The 18,659-nt window shown below is 67.1% G+C and carries 18 protein-coding genes, 1 tRNA gene and 1 pseudogene; 13 read left to right on the plus strand and 7 right to left on the minus strand.

All coding sequences use genetic code 11. The features are described 5' to 3' along the window. The first annotated feature begins 54 nt into the window (after positions 1 to 54). From IM777_RS01745 to IM777_RS01765, 5 genes are read left to right on the plus strand one after another with little or no spacing between them, the layout of a single operon-like run. Positions 55 to 1,260 (plus strand): amidohydrolase family protein, encoded by a 1,206-nt coding sequence (locus IM777_RS01745; RefSeq protein ID WP_194384393.1) that lies wholly within the window; start codon positions 55 to 57, stop codon positions 1,258 to 1,260. A 40-nt stretch (positions 1,261 to 1,300) separates the two neighbouring features. Then, positions 1,301 to 2,905 carry an ABC transporter substrate-binding protein gene (locus tag IM777_RS01750; RefSeq protein ID WP_194384394.1) on the plus strand — a complete coding sequence of 535 codons (1,605 nt, stop codon included), beginning with the start codon at positions 1,301 to 1,303 and terminating at the stop codon, positions 2,903 to 2,905. Further along, positions 2,905 to 4,047, plus strand: a complete 1,143-nt coding sequence (locus tag IM777_RS01755; protein ID WP_194384395.1) for an ABC transporter permease — start codon at positions 2,905 to 2,907, stop codon at positions 4,045 to 4,047. The genes IM777_RS01750 and IM777_RS01755 overlap by 1 nt, the downstream gene beginning before the upstream one ends. After that, complete coding sequence (locus IM777_RS01760; protein ID WP_194384396.1) at positions 4,044 to 4,841, plus strand: ABC transporter permease; 798 nt, start codon at positions 4,044 to 4,046, stop codon at positions 4,839 to 4,841. Before IM777_RS01755 ends, IM777_RS01760 begins: the two co-directional genes overlap by 4 nt. After that, complete coding sequence (locus IM777_RS01765) at positions 4,838 to 6,457, plus strand: dipeptide ABC transporter ATP-binding protein (protein ID WP_194384397.1); 1,620 nt, start codon at positions 4,838 to 4,840, stop codon at positions 6,455 to 6,457. The genes IM777_RS01760 and IM777_RS01765 overlap by 4 nt, the downstream gene beginning before the upstream one ends. A gap of 86 nt (positions 6,458 to 6,543) precedes the next feature. Here the strand turns inward: IM777_RS01765 and IM777_RS01770 are convergent, their stop codons facing one another. Continuing rightward, positions 6,544 to 7,494 (minus strand): L-lactate dehydrogenase, encoded by a 951-nt coding sequence (locus tag IM777_RS01770; RefSeq protein WP_194384398.1) that lies wholly within the window; start codon positions 7,492 to 7,494, stop codon positions 6,544 to 6,546. A 136-nt stretch (positions 7,495 to 7,630) separates the two neighbouring features. On the opposite strand from IM777_RS01770, the gene IM777_RS01775 reads away from it, so the two are divergent. Then, a tRNA-Ser gene (locus IM777_RS01775) sits at positions 7,631 to 7,720 on the plus strand. A 198-nt stretch (positions 7,721 to 7,918) separates the two neighbouring features. On the opposite strand, the gene IM777_RS01780 is transcribed toward IM777_RS01775, so the two are convergent. After that, positions 7,919 to 8,893, minus strand: a complete 975-nt coding sequence (locus IM777_RS01780; RefSeq protein WP_194384399.1) for an IS481 family transposase — start codon at positions 8,891 to 8,893, stop codon at positions 7,919 to 7,921. 158 nt (positions 8,894 to 9,051) lie between these two features. After that, positions 9,052 to 9,588 carry a tyrosine-type recombinase/integrase gene (locus tag IM777_RS01785; RefSeq protein WP_228480903.1) on the minus strand — a complete coding sequence of 179 codons (537 nt, stop codon included), beginning with the start codon at positions 9,586 to 9,588 and terminating at the stop codon, positions 9,052 to 9,054. Between the two features lie 63 nt (positions 9,589 to 9,651). Between IM777_RS01785 and IM777_RS17535 the strand changes: the two are divergent. Continuing rightward, a pseudogene (locus IM777_RS17535) lies at positions 9,652 to 10,083 on the plus strand (transposase); the annotation flags it as partial. A gap of 4 nt (positions 10,084 to 10,087) precedes the next feature. Here IM777_RS17535 and IM777_RS17540 read toward each other — a convergent pair. Then, complete coding sequence (locus tag IM777_RS17540; protein WP_390178876.1) at positions 10,088 to 10,288, minus strand: IS3 family transposase; 201 nt, start codon at positions 10,286 to 10,288, stop codon at positions 10,088 to 10,090. Next, positions 10,192 to 11,067, minus strand: coding sequence for a transposase (locus IM777_RS01795; protein WP_194384401.1), 876 nt, complete (start codon positions 11,065 to 11,067; stop codon positions 10,192 to 10,194). The genes IM777_RS17540 and IM777_RS01795 overlap by 97 nt, the downstream gene beginning before the upstream one ends. A 749-nt stretch (positions 11,068 to 11,816) precedes the next feature. On the opposite strand from IM777_RS01795, the gene IM777_RS01800 reads away from it, so the two are divergent. From IM777_RS01800 to IM777_RS01820, 5 genes are read left to right on the plus strand one after another with little or no spacing between them, the layout of a single operon-like run. Then, complete coding sequence (locus tag IM777_RS01800; protein ID WP_194384402.1) at positions 11,817 to 12,761, plus strand: ABC transporter substrate-binding protein; 945 nt, start codon at positions 11,817 to 11,819, stop codon at positions 12,759 to 12,761. After that, positions 12,749 to 13,570 carry an ABC transporter permease gene (locus IM777_RS01805; RefSeq protein ID WP_194384403.1) on the plus strand — a complete coding sequence of 274 codons (822 nt, stop codon included), beginning with the start codon at positions 12,749 to 12,751 and terminating at the stop codon, positions 13,568 to 13,570. Before IM777_RS01800 ends, IM777_RS01805 begins: the two co-directional genes overlap by 13 nt. Then, positions 13,570 to 14,328, plus strand: coding sequence for an ABC transporter permease (locus IM777_RS01810; protein ID WP_194384404.1), 759 nt, complete (start codon positions 13,570 to 13,572; stop codon positions 14,326 to 14,328). The genes IM777_RS01805 and IM777_RS01810 overlap by 1 nt, the downstream gene beginning before the upstream one ends. Before the next feature lie 17 nt (positions 14,329 to 14,345). Further along, a complete protein-coding gene (locus IM777_RS01815) occupies positions 14,346 to 15,140 on the plus strand; it encodes an ABC transporter ATP-binding protein (protein WP_194384405.1) in 795 nt (264 codons plus the stop codon). Then, positions 15,137 to 15,862, plus strand: a complete 726-nt coding sequence (locus IM777_RS01820; protein ID WP_194384406.1) for a GntR family transcriptional regulator — start codon at positions 15,137 to 15,139, stop codon at positions 15,860 to 15,862. The genes IM777_RS01815 and IM777_RS01820 overlap by 4 nt, the downstream gene beginning before the upstream one ends. An 18-nt stretch (positions 15,863 to 15,880) precedes the next feature. Here IM777_RS01820 and IM777_RS01825 read toward each other — a convergent pair whose 3' ends face one another. Beyond that, positions 15,881 to 17,290 carry an FAD-binding oxidoreductase gene (locus IM777_RS01825; protein ID WP_194384407.1) on the minus strand — a complete coding sequence of 470 codons (1,410 nt, stop codon included), beginning with the start codon at positions 17,288 to 17,290 and terminating at the stop codon, positions 15,881 to 15,883. A gap of 163 nt (positions 17,291 to 17,453) precedes the next feature. Between IM777_RS01825 and IM777_RS01830 the strand changes: the two genes are divergently transcribed. Further along, positions 17,454 to 18,218 (plus strand): SDR family NAD(P)-dependent oxidoreductase, encoded by a 765-nt coding sequence (locus IM777_RS01830; RefSeq protein ID WP_194384408.1) that lies wholly within the window; start codon positions 17,454 to 17,456, stop codon positions 18,216 to 18,218. A gap of 36 nt (positions 18,219 to 18,254) precedes the next feature. Here IM777_RS01830 and IM777_RS01835 read toward each other — a convergent pair whose 3' ends face one another. Continuing rightward, positions 18,255 to 18,647: a RidA family protein gene (locus tag IM777_RS01835; protein WP_228480904.1), complete on the minus strand. Its 393-nt coding sequence runs from the start codon at positions 18,645 to 18,647 to the stop codon at positions 18,255 to 18,257. Positions 18,648 to 18,659: the final 12 nt, after the last annotated feature.

The raw sequence follows: 18,659 nt of genomic DNA on the forward strand, positions 1-18,659 counted from the left end.
TGGGTAGTGTGACCACTCGTGTGCCGAAGGACGGCAGCAGGAGAGGGGCCCCGCGTGGCGCAGACGGAGAAGCGGATCGCAGCGATCTCACTGTGGGACGGCGACGCCGACCGCGGTGCGCGCTCTCTGTCGTGGCAGGGCGGCGTGATCTCCGACGTGGGCGAGCCCGACTCCGGGGCTGACGCCTCCTACAGCGTGATCCCCGGCCTCGTCGACACGCACGTGCACTTCGACGCCTACGCCGGTTCCGGATCGGTCGACTGGATGACCTGGCCGCTGATCACTCCTGCCGAGGAGCGGTCGCTCCACGTCGTCGCCCACGCCCGTCGCGCGGCTGCTGCGGGCGTGACCACGCTGCGCGACCTCGGCGGGTCGCCGGTGCAGCTGGCCGCCGCGCGCGCTCTCGAGGCCGGGCTCATCCCGGGTCCGCGCATCCGCGTGCACTGCCCGGTGGGGATGACCGCCGGACACGGCGACCTCTTCACGCCGCCCCTCTATCCGCATCGTCCGCCGACCGCGGACTCGCCCGACGAATGCCGCAAACTCGTGCGCCAGTGGGCCCGTTCGGGCACCGACGGAATCAAGATCTACACCAGCGGCGGCGTGCTCTCCGTCGGCGACAAGGTCGGGTGGCGCAACCAGACCGAGGCCGAGATCGCGGCCACCGTCGACGAGGCGCACGCGCTCGGCATGCTCGTCGCCGCGCACGCGCACAACGCGGAGGGCATCGACCTCGCGCTGAAATTCGAGGTCGATTCCATCGAGCACGGCACCGGCATCGAGGAGCGGCACTGGGACACCCTCATCGAGCGGAGCATCCCGGTCGCCCCCACCCTGCTCATCAACGATGCGATCGCCGAACGTCGCTTCCCCGTGAGCGACGAGGCGTGCGAGAAGGCGCAGGCGGTCGTCGCCGAGCGCGACGCGAACTTCGTCGGGGCGGCCGCCGCGGGTGTGCGCTTCGTGCTGGGAACCGACGCCAACGGCGTCATGATCGCCTTCGGCGACCAGCTCGAAGAGATGCGTCTCATGGCGCGCAGCTTCGCCTGGAGCGCCGAGCGCACGCTGCGTGCCGGAACCTCCGACGCCGCGGACGCGATCCGCATGGGCAAGACCACCGGGCGCCTGCTCCCGGGTCTCGGCGCCGACTTCGTCGTCGTCCGCGGTCGCCCGTGGGAGGACATCGACACCCTGACCACCGAGAACATCGTGGCCGTCGTCGCCCGTGGTGAGCTCGTGGCCGGCTCCCTGCCGGACTGACGCACCACCTCCGTAGCCCCCCACTCCGAAGGAGAACCCTGTGATCACCCGAACCCGAACGGCCCGCTGGGTCGTCGCGCCGGCCGGCATCGCCGTCGCGGCGGTCGCCCTGTCGGCCTGCGCCGGCGACGCGGACAGCTCGCCCACCCCCGCCGCCGACGTCGCGCAGGAGGTCGTCTTCGCCATCAAGGAAGACGCCGGCTGCATCGACCCGCAGCAGACCTCGGTCACCACCGCGCTGAACGTCGGCCGCCAGCTCACCGACTCGCTCCTGGACCAGGACCCCGAGACCGGCGAGATCGTGCCGTGGCTCGCCGAGAGCTGGGAGGTGAGCGACGACCTCACGTCGTACACCTTCACCCTCCGCGACGATGTGACCTTCAGCGACGACACCGCGCTCACCAGCGACGTCGTCGCCGCCAACTTCGACGCCATCATCGAACTCGGCGGATCGGCGTCGCTCGCCGGTGCCTACCTCGAGGGCTACACCGGGACCGAGGTCGTCAGCGACACCGAGTTCATCGTCTCGTTCGACACCCCGAACGTCGCGTTCCTGCAGGGTGCGACGACCATGTCGCTCGGCATCCTGTCGGAGGCCTCGGCCACCGCCACCGCCGAAGAGCGGTGCGCCGCCCCGATCGGCTCCGGACCGTTCGTGCTGGACTCCTACGTCGTGAACGACTCGATCGTCATCGACCGCCGCGAGGGCTACGACTGGCCGTCGGAGCTGCGCGGCCACGAGGGCGAGGCCTACCTCGAGACCGTCACGTTCCCGATCATCACCGAGGCGAGCGTGCGCACCGGCGGGCTCTCCTCGGGGGAGTACGACGTCATCCAGGACCTCCCCTACATCGACGAGGCCCGCTTCACCACCGACGAGTACAACCTGTACGCCAAGGCGAACCCTGGCGTGCCCAACGGCTTCGTGGTCAACACCACGCAGGGTCTCATGTCGGACGAGATCGTGCGTCAGGCGATGACCAAGGGTCTCGACCGCGAGCAGATCAACGTCATCGCCGGCTCGGTCAGCGGATCCGCCCCCACGAGCGTGCTGACCTCGTCGACCCCCGGCTTCACCGACCTCGGCGACACCCTCGCCTACGACCCCGAGGGTGCGACCGAGCTCCTCGAGGCCGACGGCTGGGAGCTGGGATCCGACGGGATCTACGAGCGCGACGGCGAGACGCTGACCGTCACGGTCACCGCCTTCTACGCCCAGGACGTGCTCGAAGCCGCCCAGCAGCAGCTGCGCGAGGTCGGCATCGACCTGCAGCTGAACATGGTCACCGCGGGTGACTTCTTCGGCGCCATCGCCACCGGCGACTACGAGATGCTCGGTGCCGGGCTGACCCGCACCGACCCGGACGTGCTCCGCGTGCTGCTGTCGGTCGACTCGCCCTCGCGGTGGGGCATCGTCGAGGACGCCGAGCTCGAGGCGCTGCTCCAGGAGCAGCGCGAGACCGCCGACGTCGACGCACGCCAGGAGATCGTCGACGAGATCCAGCAGATCGTCGCCGAGCGCGCGTACGTCATGCCGACGCTCGAGACCGTGCAGCTGCACGCCTCGCGTGCGGGTGTCGAGGGCATCACCTTCGACTCGGCTTCGCGTCTGAACCTCTACGACGCCGTCGTCACCTCCGACTGATGGCATCGCCGGTGCAGCGCGTGGACGCGAAGGGCAGGAGAGCGAAGGCGGGGACCGCCGCACGGTTCCTGCTTCCCAAGATCGCTCAGGCTCTGTTCGTGGTGTGGGCTTCCTACACCGTGGCATTCCTGCTCATCCACGCGCTGCCCGGCGACCCTGTCCTGGCCGCCCTCGCCGTCCGTGGCGGGGACGCGACCACCACCGATCCCGAGGCGCTCGCCGAGCTGCGTGCCCGCTACGGCCTCGACGGGCCGCTGTGGCAGCAGTACCTCGTCGGGTTCTTCGGAATCTTCCGCGGCGACCTCGGCGTCTCCATCGCGACCGGCCTCCCGGTCACCGACACGATCCTCCGTGTCGCCGGTCCTACGGCGGCACTCGCCGGCTTCGCGCTCGTCGTCGGTTTCCTCATCGCCCTCGGCTTCACCGTCTGGGCCTACGTTGCACGCCCGGCTTGGGTGCGCAACGTCATCGTGCAGATCCCCCCGCTCGGAATCGCCATCCCGGCCTTCCTCACCGGCCTCGTGCTCATCACGGTCTTCTCGTTCGGACTGGGGTGGTTCCCCGCCTCCGGCGCGACCGGATTCGCCAGCGTGGTCCTGCCCGGCATCACCCTGGCCCTGCCGACGGCGGCCATCTTCTTCCAGGTCTTCTCCGCCGCGGTGTTCGACGCGGGGGCGAGCCCCTTCGTCTTCACCGCCAACGCCAAGGGGCTGTCGCAGTCCACGGTCGTCTTCCGGCACGTGCTCCGCAACGCGATGCTCCCCGCCATCACGATCATCGGCCTGCAGGTCGGGTACCTCGCCGGAGGCACCGCGGTGGTCGAGACCGTCTTCTCGCGCGACGGCATCGGTCGACTCACCGTCGATGCCGTCCTCGCCCGAGACATCAACGTGCTGATGGGCGTCGTGGTCGTGGTCGCGAGCGTCTACGCGGTGGTCACCCTCGTCGTCGACGCGCTCTACGGCGTGATCGATCCGCGCACGCGCACGCAGGTGGTCGGCGCGCGCCCGGCTGCCGAAGCGCCCGTCGACGGTGATCCTGTCGCCTCGACGTTCGGCGGCTCGGCCCCCGTCCCCGCGGCATTCGGTGGGCCCGCCGGTGATCCGGCGAGGTCGGAGGATGAGACGGGGGCGCGCTCATGAGGATCCTCCGCTACCCCGGCATGGTCGTCTCGATCCTGCTCCTCGCCCTGACCGCGCTGGCCGTGGCAGCACCTGCACTCCTCGCCCCCTACGACCCGTACGAGTCGGTGGGTGCGATGCGGCTCGCACCGCCCAGCTGGGAGCACCTGTTCGGCACGGATCATCTCGCCCGCGATGTCTTCTCCCGCGTCGTCTACGGCGCCCGGCTGTCGCTGTCGGCCGCGGGGCTGGCGGTCGTCGCCGGCGTGACGCTCGGTGCGATCATCGGCCTGATCACCGGTTACCTGCGCGGTGTCGTCGATGCGGTCGTCATGCGCTTCGTCGACGTCGTGATCGCGATCCCCGGCATCCTCCTGGCCCTCATCGTGGTCGCCTCGCTCGGCTTCGGACCCGTTGCGGTGGGACTGGGCGTCGGCCTGGGGACCTCCGGGGCCTTCGCCCGCGTCATGCGCGCTCAGGTGATCCGGGTACGTGCAGAGGAGTACATCGAAGCGGCGCGCACCCTGGGGGTGCGGGGGCCGACGATCCTCGTACGCCACGTGCTGCCGAATGCCGCCCGTCCGATCATCTCGATGGCCGCGCTCGAGCTCGCCGTCGCGATCCTCGCCGTTTCGGCGCTGAGCTTCCTCGGCTTCGGCGCGCAGCCGCCCGCACCGGAGTGGGGAGCGCTCGTCTCGGCGGGTCGTGACTTCGTGGCGATCGCGCCGTGGCTGAGCATCCTCCCGGGTGTGGTCATCTTGGTGGTCGTGCTCGCCGTGAACCGCATCGCCCGCTACATCGGAGGAGAGCGATGAGCCCCGAACCTCTGCTCTCTGTCCGAGGCCTGCGCGTCGACTACGCGACACCCACCGGTGTGAATCCCGCTCTGCGGGGCGTCGATCTGGACATCGCCCGCGGCGAAGTCGTCGCGGTGGTCGGTGAATCCGGATCGGGCAAGAGCACCATCGCGCATGCGCTGGTGCGGCTTCTTCCGCAGGAGGCGACGATCGTCGGCGGCGACATCCGCTTCGACGACGTCGACATCATGTCGCTGTCCCAGCGGGCTCTCCGTCGCGTCCGCGGCGCTCGGATCGGGTTCGTCCCGCAGGATCCTTCGCACAGCCTGAATCCCGTGCTGCGCATCGGCGAGCAGATCGCCGAGGTCATTCGTCGTCACGGGGGTCTCACGCCGCCCGCCGCCGCGGCACGGGCGATCGAGATCCTCGATGAGGTCGGCGTGCCCGAACCCGCCCAGCGTGCCCGGCAGTACCCGCACGAGCTCTCCGGCGGTCTTCGGCAGCGGGTGCTCATCGGCATCGCGTGGGCGTGCAACCCCGAGCTCGTCATCGCCGACGAACCCACCAGCGCCCTGGATGCCACCGTGCAGCGGCACGTGCTGGACCGCATGCAGAAGATGCGCGAGGCGCACGGCACGTCGGTGCTGCTGGTCACCCATGACCTCGGGGTCGCCGCCGACCGTGCGGACCGGATCGTCGTGGTCAACAAGGGGGAGATCGTCGAGCGCGGCACCTCCGCCGAGGTCCTCGCCGACCCGACCCACGAGTACACCCGTCGCCTCGTCGCCGCCGCTCCCGGCCTGCGCAGTCACCGGCTCGAGCCGACATCGGGCGCCCGACGGGCGGCCGATGCGGTGGAGCCGTTCCTGCGCGTGGCGGGACTGTCGAAGACGTACGGATCGTCGGCCGCTCCGATCGTCGCCGCCGACGCTCTGGACTTCTCCATCGCGCGGGGAACGACCTTCGCGATCGTCGGCGAGTCCGGGTCGGGGAAGAGCACGACGGCGCGCATGGTCGCGAGGATCGTGGATGCGGATGCCGGGACGGTGCTCTTCGACGGGGCCGACATCACCCGGCTGCGGGGCGCGGCGCTTCGACAGCTGCGCCGTCGTCTGCAGGTCGTCTACCAGAACCCCTTCGGCTCCCTCGATCCGCGCATGAAGATCGGGGCGATCATCGACGAGCCGCTCCGTGCGTTCGGGATGGGATCGCGTGCCCAGCGCGCAACCGCCGTGCGTGATCTCATGGCCGACGTGCGACTCGACCCCGCCCTCGCCGACCGGCGGCCCGCCCAGCTCTCGGGCGGTCAGCGTCAGCGGGTCGCGATCGCGCGGGCCCTCGCCCTGCGGCCCGAGATGATCATCCTCGACGAGCCGGTCTCGGCGCTCGATGTCTCGGTGCAGGAGCAGGTGCTGCAGTTGCTGGTGGATCTGCAAGCCGAGCACGGTCTGACGTACCTGTTCATCTCGCACGACCTCGGCGTCATCCGGCAGATCTCCGACGAGGTCGCGGTGATGCGTCGCGGGGTCATCCTCGAGCAGGGCACGGCGGAGCACATCTTCGCCGATCCCCGGCACGACTACACCCGTGAGCTGCTGAGCGCGATCCCCGGCGGCGGGGTCTCCGCGGGCTGAGGGCGGTCAGCGGCACACGGAGCACCGGATGCCGCACCGCCGGCGGGAGTGCAGACCTCGTCGCGGCACGGCATCCGGGAGTGTGATCAGCGCAGCGACGACGCCACGTCGCGAAGCGCTTCGGCGGAACGGTGGAACAGCTCGAGTTCGTTCGGCGCGAACGTCGTCTCGCGGATGGGGCGCGCACCGGATGCGCTCACGACGGACGGAACCGACAGGGCGACCCCGTCGACGCCGTGGAAGTCGTGCAGGACGGGGGAGACGGGCATGACGGCGTGCTCGTCGTTGAGGATCGCCTCGACGATGCGGGCGCTGGACAGGCCGATGGCGTAGTTGGTGGCGCCCTTGCCCTGGATCACCTTATAGGCGGCGTTTCGCACGTCGTCGGCGATCTGGTCGAGTTCGTCGACGGTCATCTTGTCGCCACGAGGGGTGACCCAGTCGAGGATCGGCACCGTGCCGATGGTGGCCTTCGACCACAGCGGGAACTCGGTGTCACCGTGCTCGCCGACGATATAGGCGTGGACGCTCGACCGCGAGACCCCCGCGCGCTCGGCGAGCTTCCAGCGCAGGCGCGAGGTGTCGAGAACGGTGCCGGAGGCGAACAATCGCTCGGACGGGAGCCCCGTGGACTCCTGCGCGAGCACCGTGAGCACGTCGCACGGGTTGGTGACGACGACATAGACGGCGTCGGGGGCGACCTCGAGCAGCTGCGGCATCATCTTCTGCATGATCCCGGCGTTCACGCCGGCGAGCTCGATGCGCGTCTGGCCGGGGTTCTGCTTGGCGCCCGCGGTGATCACGACGACCTGGGAGCCCTCGACCACGGAGACGTCGTCGGAGCCGACGATGTCGCTCGAGCCGGTGAACTGCGTGCCGTGGGCGAGGTCGAGCACTTCCGCTTCGACCTTGGCGGCGTTGATGTCGTAGAGGGCGACGTGTCGGGCGGACCCTCGGATGAGGGCCGCGTAGGCCGTGCTCGCACCGACACTGCCCGCGCCGACGACGGTGAGTTTCGAGTTCTCGATCACGCTCATGAGGCCAGTATGGCGGGGCTCGGTGAGCGGTGGGGAGGGGGTCTCTCGACATCGAAGCAAGCCGTCGTTGCCCGCGGGACCGGTCGCTCGCCGGCTCGATTGGCCAGTGAGGTGAACCTGTCGTAAACTGGTCGGCGGTGACGTGTCCGAGCGGCCGAAGGTGCAACACTCGAAATGTTGTGTAGGTTCACCCCTACCGTGGGTTCAAATCCCACCGTCACCGCCAGCTGAGACCCCCGCAGATCCCTTGAAAACACCGGGATGGCGGGGGTCTCGTTTTCGTTGACGACGCCATGTGGGTAAGGAATGAGTAAAACCGTTCCCGTGACGTGGTTTCGTCGTCGTCGGGAACGGTTAGCTCACCTGTTGTGGCGCCCTGCGTGAACCGATCTGAGTGCTCGGCGATGCGTGCGCCGACCGGAGTCTAGATGTACTGACCTCGACCGTTGTTGATTCGGTCGATGGGGGACTTGCCTCCGATGCCGAGGTGTCGCCTTTCTAGGTTGTAGTGGTCGATCCAGGCCGTCAAGGCGGCGGCTCGGTCATCGTTGGAGGTCCAAGGGCGGGCGTATGCCCACTCGGCCGCGAGGGTGCGGTTCAGACGCTCGACCTTCCCGTTTGTCCATGGGCAGTGCGGGCGGATGAACTTCTGTGTGATCCCGTGTGCGTTGATGACCGCGCGGAACGCGGTCGAGTGCCGGTAGGCGAATGCGTTGTCGCTGATCACTCGTTCGACTCTGACCCCGAGATCGGCGTAGAAGCCGATGGCGCGGTCGAGCACACCGGCGGCGGTGGCGCCTTTCTCGTCGCTGTGGATCTCGGCGTAAGCGACTCTGGAGTGGTCGTCGATGACGGTGTGGACGTAGTCGTAGCCCAGGCCCCGCTTGTGCTTCGGACGTTCGCTGCGACCGTGCAAACGCCAGCCGCCGCCGTCCGGGATGCGGCCGAGCTTCTTCACGTCAACGTGGATGAGGGCGCCGGGATGGTCGTGCTCGTAACGCTGCGCAGACCGCCGCGTCGCTCGGATCACCGTCCCGGTGACCGGGTCCAGCTCTCGCAGCAGCGGGGCCCGGTGGCGGCGCAGCACCCGCCCCACCGTCGAGGCCTGTAATCCGAGCTCGTCGGCGATGAACACCGGGCCGCGGCGGGTGAGGTGACGCATGATTCGCACGCGCGCCTCGACGCACGCCGCCGTCCGGTGAGGGTGGGAATGGGCGACGCTGGACCGGTCAACGAGACCGGCAGAGCCGTGCTCTCTGAACCTGCGCCACCACCGCCACGCGGTCGTGCGTGAGATTCCCATCTCAGCGGCGACGTGCGCGACCGCACGCCCGGACTGGATGCGCTGAACGAGGATCAACCTGCCGGCCGGAGCAAGCCGGGCATTACCGTGGGACATGAGAGGCCTCCGTGGGAAAGAGCCGGGGAACTAGACAGCTCCAACTCGACCCCGGAGGCCTCTCCTACGTCAACAACGATCCGGGTCAGTACACCTAGAGCCGCCGCGACTGCTGCTGGCCGCGGGCGCGGCTGAGTGCTTCAGCGACGTAGTCGAGATCATCGTCGAATAGGTCGGCGTAGGTGTCGAGGGTCATCGCAGCACTCGCGTGCCCGAGCATTCGTTGAACTGCCTTGACGTTTGGCTCCGGCGCTGATGGCCAGGCTCGCAGCCGTGTGACGGAGATCGTGCGGAGAGATCTGGGGGAAGTCTGGGTCCGCTTTCCGGCACCTTCGTACGGCAGCCGCGAACCAGCCATCTTGTGAGCTGGGGAGCTTCATGTGCTCATCGCCACCTCCAAAAAGGAGTTGATCTGAGCTCTTGCCTCGAGCGTTGAGTCGGATCGGCGAGTCGAGGAAGTCTGGGTAGGGGACCGAACGGCTCGCGTGTGACTTTGGTGTTCCTGTCCGAACCGTGCCATTGACCATGACGGCGTTCTCCTGAACGTGCACCCGCCGTCGAAGGAAATCCACGTCACCGACCCGCAGCCCGGTCGCCTCGCCCCACCGGAGCCCGGTATACCCGAGGAACGTGACGATTTCGGGATGGCGGGACTCACTTGCCAGGAGTTCTACTTGTCGATGACTCAGGTACACGCGTCGCTTCGGCTGTTTCCGTGGCAGTTTGATGCCGCGGACGGGATTCTCTCCGAGTCGGCGATCGCGAACGGCGACGGGGAGATCGTCGATCAGAAGGAGCTTGCGGAGCGTTTGCCCGCGCAGGCGAAGGAACAGAGCGTGAGTCCGACGGGGCCGGGTGGGCTGCTCAGCCAGTTCACGAAGAACGTCCCGGGAAACCACGCAGGCGAGCCCTGACATCTCCGGCAATGAGCACAGCGGGACAGCGCTGGGTGAGAAGATTCGCAACGGCAACCGGACGAAGACCGTGCTCACCGCGATCGGGCTGTTTGAGATCGAGGTCCCGAGGGATCGCGGTGGGTCGTCCGAACCGGTGATCGTCCCCAAGCGCAAGCGGCGACGGAGTCGACCAGATCGTGGTTGTCGCTGACTGCGCGAGGATTGACAATGGGAGAGATCGCCGCGCACTTCGACGAGGTCTATGGGGCGATGGTCTCCGAAGACCGCATCAGTTGAATCACGGGGAAGGAGGGCCGGCCTTCTTCCCCTTCCCGCGCCGCCGGCGTTGCGCGGACGAGAGGATCCCGGCCTGCGAGCACAGCCTCCACGCCGTGCGCCTGCTCATCCGCCAGCCCGCCCGGCGGGCTTCGTCGGCGAGGTAGCGGTATCCGAACGTCGGGTCGTCGTGGAGCGCGTTGATCCGATACGCGCGGAGCACGTCCGCGTCGCGGACCCGGTCGCCTCTCCACCGGTAGTAGGACTGTCTCGTGAGCTTGAGGACCCGGCCGACACCGTCACGGGAATCTCCACTTGTGGCGGGCGGTGGACCGTGCCACTTGCGATGCGGCCGTCGGTTGCCGGCATCGCCGCGGGCGACGGCCATCCGGGATGCTTGCGCCCACCGGGCCTGCATGACCGCGCCGGGCCGTTAGGTTCGCGGTGATGCCAGGCTGCTTCGACCAGCAGTCGGCGGGCGTGGGTGTTGCCGGTCTTCGTAATCAATCCCTGCACCCGAGACTGACCGGATGAGTACTCCGGCGGCATGAGGCCGGTGAACGCGCCGATGCTTGACCCGGTGAATCTCTCCCAGTCGCCGATCTCGACCGCCAATGCAAACGCGGTCAACGTCGATATGCCTCGTATACATCCCAGACGCGTGACGGTATTCGCATATTCGCTGGTCGCGGCCGTCTGTTCGATGAGCGTGTCGAGCCGGTCCTTGCGGGCGCCGACCTGCTGGACGGCCTCGTAGTCGGCGTGGGACGCGGGCTGCTCGAATCGGTGACGTCGCAGCCAAGCGTCGTGGGCACCCGTCCAGGCCCGCTTGCCGTCGTACATGATCCCGTGCCGCAGCAGCAGCTTCGACAGCCGGTGCCGTGCCGCCATCAGTTCGCCCCGATTGTCTTCCCACGCACGAACCAGATCTCGAGCGGTCTCCTGCGCCAGCGACGGCACACGCACCGCTACGATCTCGTCCAGCCGCAGCAGGCGAGCCAAGTGCGACGCGTCCCGAGCATTGCCTTTACCCGATCACCGGTCGTACGCTGCAGCTTCGACGGAGCCGCGACCAGGAACGTGATGCCCGCCGCAGCGAATAGCCTCGCCAACGCGAACCCCGTCGGACCGGCCTCGTGCGCCGCCGCCGCGGGTTGCGGCAGCGCAAATCACCCACGACACCACGCCCGCAGGTTCATATCCGAATCGTCGCCGGATCACTTCCCCGGCCCGTTCATCGATCCCGGCCGCCGCCACGCTCCAGAGTGCACATTCAGCCCAACGCTTCTCCGCTGAGAACTCAACTGGGGCCTCCATTCGCCTGTCGAATTGACCAGCCCTCCCAACGGCTGGCAACCCGCTTACGCGAATCAAGGCCCCAGCCTCAAGGGGACCGAACGCTCATCGTCTAGTCTCCGGGCGGACCGGCCGCTCGACACGAGCAAGATGACGCTGGGCATCACTGTCCCGGCGGTAGTGGAAATGGCAGGAGCAATAGGATCCCGGCCCTGAGCCCGACGCGGGGAAGAAGGCCGCCCCGATGTGATGTCTCTCCCAGCTGTGTTTCGCGCCCTCCCGGCTGCGGCGCGACTGCGCACTATGCCGCTTCTCGATGGGTGGTATCGGATCTGCAGCGTTGCCGAAGTCGGATGAAGGACGTTGGATATTCGATAATCCTTCCGCATTAGACCCTCCAAAGAAGTAGGGAGACCCAGATGTTGATCTCGCGCCCATTCAGTCTCGGAGCCATCGTGGCTGCTGCCGCACTGATGCTGACCTCATGCGCAGGTAGTAGCAGCCAGTCGAGTGCTGATGGTGAAGCCGAGCTCACCAGCATCGCTGTCGGCATGACGCCGATCGCGAACGCGGCCCCGGTGTACCTCGCGATTCAAGAAGGCTTTTTCGAGGACGAGGGCTTGAAAGTCACCCCGACGACGATCCAGGCTGCGGCAGCTGCGATCCCGTCGCTGATCAACGACGAGTTGCAGTTCGCTCTCGTGTCTGCTGTGCCCACCATCACCGCTGCATCCAAAGGTCTGCCTGTGCGGGTGGTCGCCGCCAACGACCACTACAACCCGGACGCGACGGCGACGGACGCCGCCGCTCTGGTCGCATCCGCAGGGAGCGGAATCACCGATATGGCGGATCTCGGCGGCGCGACTGTCGCAGTGGTCGGTCTGAAGTCCGCACCGGAACTCGCGACACGCGTCGCCCTAGAAAAGGTCGGCGTCGACCCGTCGACCGTCGATTTCGTGGAGATCTCCTACCCGGACATGGTGCCGGCTCTTCAGTCGGACCGCGTTGACGCTGCAGTCGTCGTCGATCCGTTCCTCAGCCAGGTCAAAGAAGCAGGCCTGTCGGTGATCGGGCAGCCGTTCCTCGACGGCTTGGCGGGCGAAGTGGGAACCACCTGGATCGCTGCGGACGCGTTCGTGTCCCAGAACGCCGATACCGCGGCCGGTTTCGTGAGGGCCATCGAGAAGGCCGTCGCCTATGCGGCGGAGAACCCCGATGCTGTGCGCGAGATCATGGGCACGTACACTGAGACGGATCCGGAAGTCCTCGCCAAGAGTCTGCTGCCGGTCTTCGACTCTTCGATCTCCTCCGGTGATCTGCAGTACTACGCGGACACGATGCTCGATCAAGGCTTCATCGCCGAGTCCTACGACGCGTCGGAGCTGTTGTGGCAGCAGTGACCGCATTGAAAGGCCGCGCGCGGCGGAACACATCGACGTACTCTGCGACATCGGGTCACCTGATCGCGAAGATCGGATTCATCGCCGCCATCGTGATCGCGTGGCAGATCGCCGCCTCTGCCGGAACGCTCGGTGCCGTGCCGACGCCGGTAGACGTCGCTCAGGCCCTCATCGGGGTCTTCGTCGACGGTTCAGTATGGATGCCGGTGGCGATCACGCTCGGCGCCTGGGCAGTGAGCTTCATCCTCGCGTCGATGCTCGGGCTCGTTCTCGGTTTCCCCCTCGGCGCCAGCGATCTCGCCTACCGGATGTCGGTCTTCCTGCTGGACTTCTGCCGCACGATTCCCGCGCTGGCATTGATCCCGCTAGTAGTCCTCATGTTCGGCACGGGCATGGAGAGCACGGTCATCTTGGCGACATTCGCCGCTGTCTGGGCAGTGCTGCTGCAGGTGATCTACGGTGTCCGGGATGTAGATCCGGTCGCCCGCGACGTCTTCCGATCTTTTCGAGTCCGCCGTTCAGACGTCATCCTCCGGCTCATCCTGCCGACTGCGGCGCCGTACATCGCGACCGGGCTGCGCCTGGCGGCCGCGATCTGCCTACTACTCACCCTGAGCGTCCAGATCGTGATCGCGGCTCCCGGGATAGGGCAGCAGATCGTTCTCGCCCAGCTCGGTGGGGCCATTGCGAAGATGTACGCATACATCGTCCTCAGCGGTGTGCTCGGAATCGCGCTGAACGCGATCTTCGTCGCGATCGAGCGCGCTGCCCTACACTGGCATCCGTCGTTCCGCGGGGAGGTGCACTGATGCGCACTCTGCGTCGGGGCTCTCTCGCCCTCGTCCTCCCTGTGATCGCCGTCGCCCTCTGGTGGGTCGCCACCGAGAACGCCGAGTCGTTCTACTTCCCCCCGCTTTCCCAGATACTGGGCGTCTTCGTCGATCTATGGGTCTTCGACCTGGTGCCCGTGCATGTCGTGCCGAGCATCGTCGCCATCCTCGTCGGCCTCGGAGTGTCAATCGTCCTGGGCATCGCGATCGGAGTCGCGCTCGGACTTTCGAAGTTCGCGAGCGAGATGGTGAGCCCCGTGCTGCAGTTCCTTCGCTATCTGCCCGCCGTGGCACTGCTCCCGCTCGCGATCCAATTGATCGGCATCGGACTGGAGATGCGAGTCGCGATCATCGTGCTCGGTGCCATCTGGCCGATCCTGCTCAACACGATGGACGGCGTGCGGGCGATCAACCCCTCGGTCGTCGATGTCGCGAAATCGACACGTCTGCGCTGGACAACCTGGATCTTCCGCCTCGTGCTCCCTGCGGCGAGCCCGCAGATCTTCACCGGCATCCGTGCCAGCCTCGCCGTCGCCGTCGTCCTCATGGTCGCCAGCGAACTGCTCGGATCCTCGCGGGGTATGGGCTACTTCATCCTTGAGTCCCAGCGTCAGTTCTCGCTGCCGGAGATGTGGTCGGGCATGATCCTGCTCGGCATCATCGGTTATCTCCTCAATGTCATCTTCGCCAGGATCGAGCACGCCGTGCTCGCTTGGCATCGCCTGTCGCGCAGCTGAAAGGACAATCCCAAGTCATGCAAAGCCAACAGCGCATCATCTTGTCCGTCGAACACCTCCAGAAGAGCTTCGGTCCGAAGGAGGTCCTACGCGACGTCACCTTCACCGCCGCCGCCGGCGAGTTCGTCTGCATCGTCGGGCCGTCCGGCGCCGGGAAGACCACGCTGCTCCGGGCTCTTGCGCAACTCGGCCCTGCAGACGGCGGGCGCGTGCTGCTCGACGGCCGAGAAGTCACAGAGCCGCCCTCGGAGATGGCCGTGGTCTTCCAGGACTACAGCCGGTCGCTGATGCCCTGGATGCGGGTCGCCGCGAACGTGGAACTTCCGCTGTTGCGCAGTCGACTGTCGAAGGCTGAGCGTTCAGAACGTATCCAGCAGGCACTTGTCGATGTCGGACTTCCCGATGCGGGCAGGCTGTACCCCTGGCAGATGTCCGGTGGGATGCAGCAGCGGGTTGCCATTGCCCGGTCGCTCGCATATCGTCCGGAAGTCTTGATCATGGATGAGCCGTTCGCCTCGGTCGATGCGCAGACCAGGGCAGACCTCGAGGATCTGATGCTCGATCTGCGCGACAGGCTGGGCGTGACGATCGTGCTCGTCACGCATGACATCGACGAGTCGGTGTATCTTTCGGACAAGGTCATCGTTCTCTCCGGCAGCCCGGCTACGGTGACCGCAACTGTGCCTGTGCCGCTGGGTGCCCCGCGAGATCAGATCGCGACGAAGGCGACACCGGAGTTCCTCGCACTTCGAGCGGAGATCCACGGCTTGATCGCCCATGCCGGGGCGAGGCCGGTTACAGTGTCGTCGTGAGCACCCCGCTGTTACCACCGCGCGGTGCCCGACGAGTGGCCGACGAGGTTTACCGAATCCTGCATGCGCGGATCGTCGCCGGAGAGCTCCAGCCCGGGGAACGCATCGAGATCGATCATGTGGCACGCGAACTCGACGTCTCGCGCACGCCGGTGCGGGAAGCGGTTCTCCAGCTGGCCAGCACGGGGATGGTCGAGCGCGTACCGTACCGGGGCACGATCGTGACCGGTGTCGATGCTGATCGGCTCGAAGAGGTGACGGCGCTCCGCATCCAACTGGAGGGCCTCGCTGCAGAACTGGGTGCCGCGCGCATCGACGAGGCCGGTGTCGCGCGGATGGCCGAACTGCAGGACACGATCGAAATCCGGGCTCATGAGGCCGGCTATGCGTCGGGCATCTTCAACGAACTCAATGCGCAGTTCCACGGGGTGCTCTATGCCGCCGCAGGCGCACCGACGCTCGTCCGCCTCATCGAGGGACTCAACGCTGAAGCGGATCGGATGCGGCTGCACTTCCCCGCTGCCGACGGACTCGCCGACCCCCACCATCGAGCGATCATCGAAGCCTGCCGGGATGGCGACGTCGGCGCTGCGAGGATCGCCACGCAACGTCACATCCTCGCCGCGTATTTCAGCATGAGCCGCTCGGATGCCGTTCCCGACGGTGGTGCGCTGTCGCTCGTCGTCCGCGAGACGGGGTTGCCGCTGCGCCGGGGGTGTTAGCACCGGTCTTAGCGTGGCTCACGCTTTGCTGAGCTCCCAGTGGTTGACGTTGAGCGTCGCGTGGTCAGCCGCGAGGTAGCGGTGGAAGCGGCCCTCCGGGTCCCGCTCTGCGATGATCTGCTGCAGTCTCTCCCAGTTCTCCGGCGCCATGAACCGCAGCTGACGATTGGTCATGTCGCTGTCGCCCAGGTACTGGCCTGCCGTCACCGGCTGAGCGTGTGCGAACACCTCGTCCACCCAGGCGCGGTTGCGCGCGAACTCGGCGGGATCCTCGTACACGGTGTAGGCGGCGACGTAGGCATCCGTGTGTAGCGAGAACGCCATGTCCGGCAGCGGCCGGCGAGGGGCGTTGCTCATCCAGATCGCGAAGCCCTTCTCGGTCGGGTTCGTCGTGAACAACGGTCGGATTCCCTCGACCATCGCGGCAACGCCTTCCAGAGAGTTCTCTGCGTCGATCCAGGCGTTGTCGCAGATGTACTGCCAGTGCTCGGGATTCTGCAGCTCCTGCTGCGCGCGATGCTCGGCGAGCGTCGACGGGGCGGCGTCCTGCACGAAGAGTGCCCGGTCGATGACCGGGCACGTGTTGAATTCCGCGAGGGATGCGCGGGCGTGCAGCTCATCGTCGTCGAAACTCGCACCCGTGACCAGGAAGACGCGGCGCTCCGTCCCGTCGGGAAGAGGTACCGGTGTCGAGATCGCGACGATCTCGACGTTGTCCGGGATGCGGTGATGTGCCTCGTAGAGCCAGGTCATCACCTCGGTGAAGTCCTCGAGTTCGTAGGCCTGAACTGTGTGGGCGAGATGCCTGAAGAGCGGGCGCGTGTCGAGGTGGAATCGGACGACGATCCCCGGGAAGGCCGGACCCGCGCCGCGTGCAGCCCAGTAGAGATCGGTGTTCTGGTCCGCATCGCAGCGGACGAGATCGCCATCGGCGGTGACGACGTCCACGGCGACGACCGACTCCGCCGCCCATCCCCAGCCCCGCTGGTTCCAGCCCTGTCCGCCCTGCAACAGGAATCCGCCGATGCCCACCGACGGGCAGTGACCTCCGTTGAAGAACCGGCCGCGCTCCTCCAGATAGGGCGACAACTCGTCGCCGCCCTTCGTGGCTGGACCGGCCGAAACGATTCCACTCGCCTCGTCGAGTGATATCTCGCGCAACGCGCCAAGGTCGATGAGCAGCCCGCCGTCCCGCACGCTCCACGCGGCCCAGGAGTGCCCGCCCGAACGGATGGCGACCGTCCATCCGTTCTCGTTCGCGAGGCGGACGCCCTTCTGCACGTCGTCGACCGACTTGGCGATCAACACCGCAGCGGGCTGGCGGTCGGGACGCCGACCGTTGAAGACGCGACCGACGCGGGCATCCTCCCAATCGGAGTCGGAAGGCAGCACCAGGCGTCCGTCGAAGGTCAGCTTTCGGGCCATCATCGATCTCCTCAAGAGTCATGCGGGTGGATCGCTCCGCCTTGGACCGAGACTAGGCAGGCCACTGATTCCGCAGCACACCACAGGATTGATACCAGACATCTGCCGTCGGGACGGTTCGCATGGTTCGTTTTCGCGATGATGGAGAGACTCGAGGAGGAGAAGCATGGGACGCCTGCAGGACAAGATCGCCGTCATCACCGGCATCGGCGGTGGCATGGGCCGAGAAGCCGCGCGCCGCTTCGCGGCAGAGGGTGCGAGGGTCGTCGGATGCGACGTGAATGCCGAAGGCCTCGAGGAGACGGTGCGGATCGTCCGCGGCGAAGGCGGCGAGATCACCGGCCATGCTCCCGTCGATCTCAGCGACGCCGAAACGACCGCACGCTGGATCGACGACGCGGCGGCCGTTTACGGCGGCATCGACATCCTCTACAACAACGCCGGCATCCAGCGCTTCGCGCCCATCGACGAACTCGCGGTGGACGACTGGGAGCTCAACGTGCGCGGCGAACTGAGCATCGTCTTCTACGCCGTCCGCGCGGCCTGGAAGCACCTCAAGCGTCGCGGCGGCACGATCGTGAACATCGGCTCGATCGCAGGCACTCGCGGGGTGGAGTTCATGCCGCAGAACGTGCACGGCGCCGCGAAGGCCGGCGTCATCAACCTCACTCAGCAACTCGCCGTCGAAGGCGGCCCGCACGGCATCCGCGCCGTGTGCATCTCGCCGGGTTTCATCGAGACCCCCGCGACCAAGTTCCTCGTAGACAATCCGCCCCCAGCGATCAAGGAGACCTGGGATCGCATCCCGCTCCGCCGCGTCGGTCGACCGGACGACATCGTGAACGCGGCGGTCTTCCTGGCCTCCGACGAGGCGACGTGGATCACGGGGGTGAACCTCGTAGTCGACGGCGGAGGCTCGGTGCTCGGTTGACTGGCACGTCGGGAGCGCCCGCCAGCGATTTACGACTTACCGGTGCGCGATCGCCTCGATCTCGATGCGCAGTGACGGGTCGAAGAGCCGATTGACGAAGACGAGCGAGCTGGCGGGAAGCCCCTTCGTGAACAGCGCAGGGAACGCCGCATCCATGTATGGCACGAGGTCGTCCAAGTCGTCCGCGTATGCCAAGAAGATCGTCAGCTTGACGACATCCGCCAGTTCGAGCCCCACCGCGGTCAGCGCCGAGCCGATGTTCGACACCGCCTGGACGGTCTGCTCCACGATGCCGGGGCCGACAAGCTCGCCGTCAATCCCGGCGCCGACTTGTCCTGAGACGAATGCCACGTCGGTCGAGCGCACCACCTGAGAGTACGGTCCAGGAGGTGACAGGAGAGTTGCGGGATTCACGGCGCGTCGCGTCATCCGTCTCGCCGC

Source organism: Microbacterium luteum, from assembly GCF_015277875.1.
GTDB lineage: Bacteria > Actinomycetota > Actinomycetes > Actinomycetales > Microbacteriaceae > Microbacterium > Microbacterium luteum.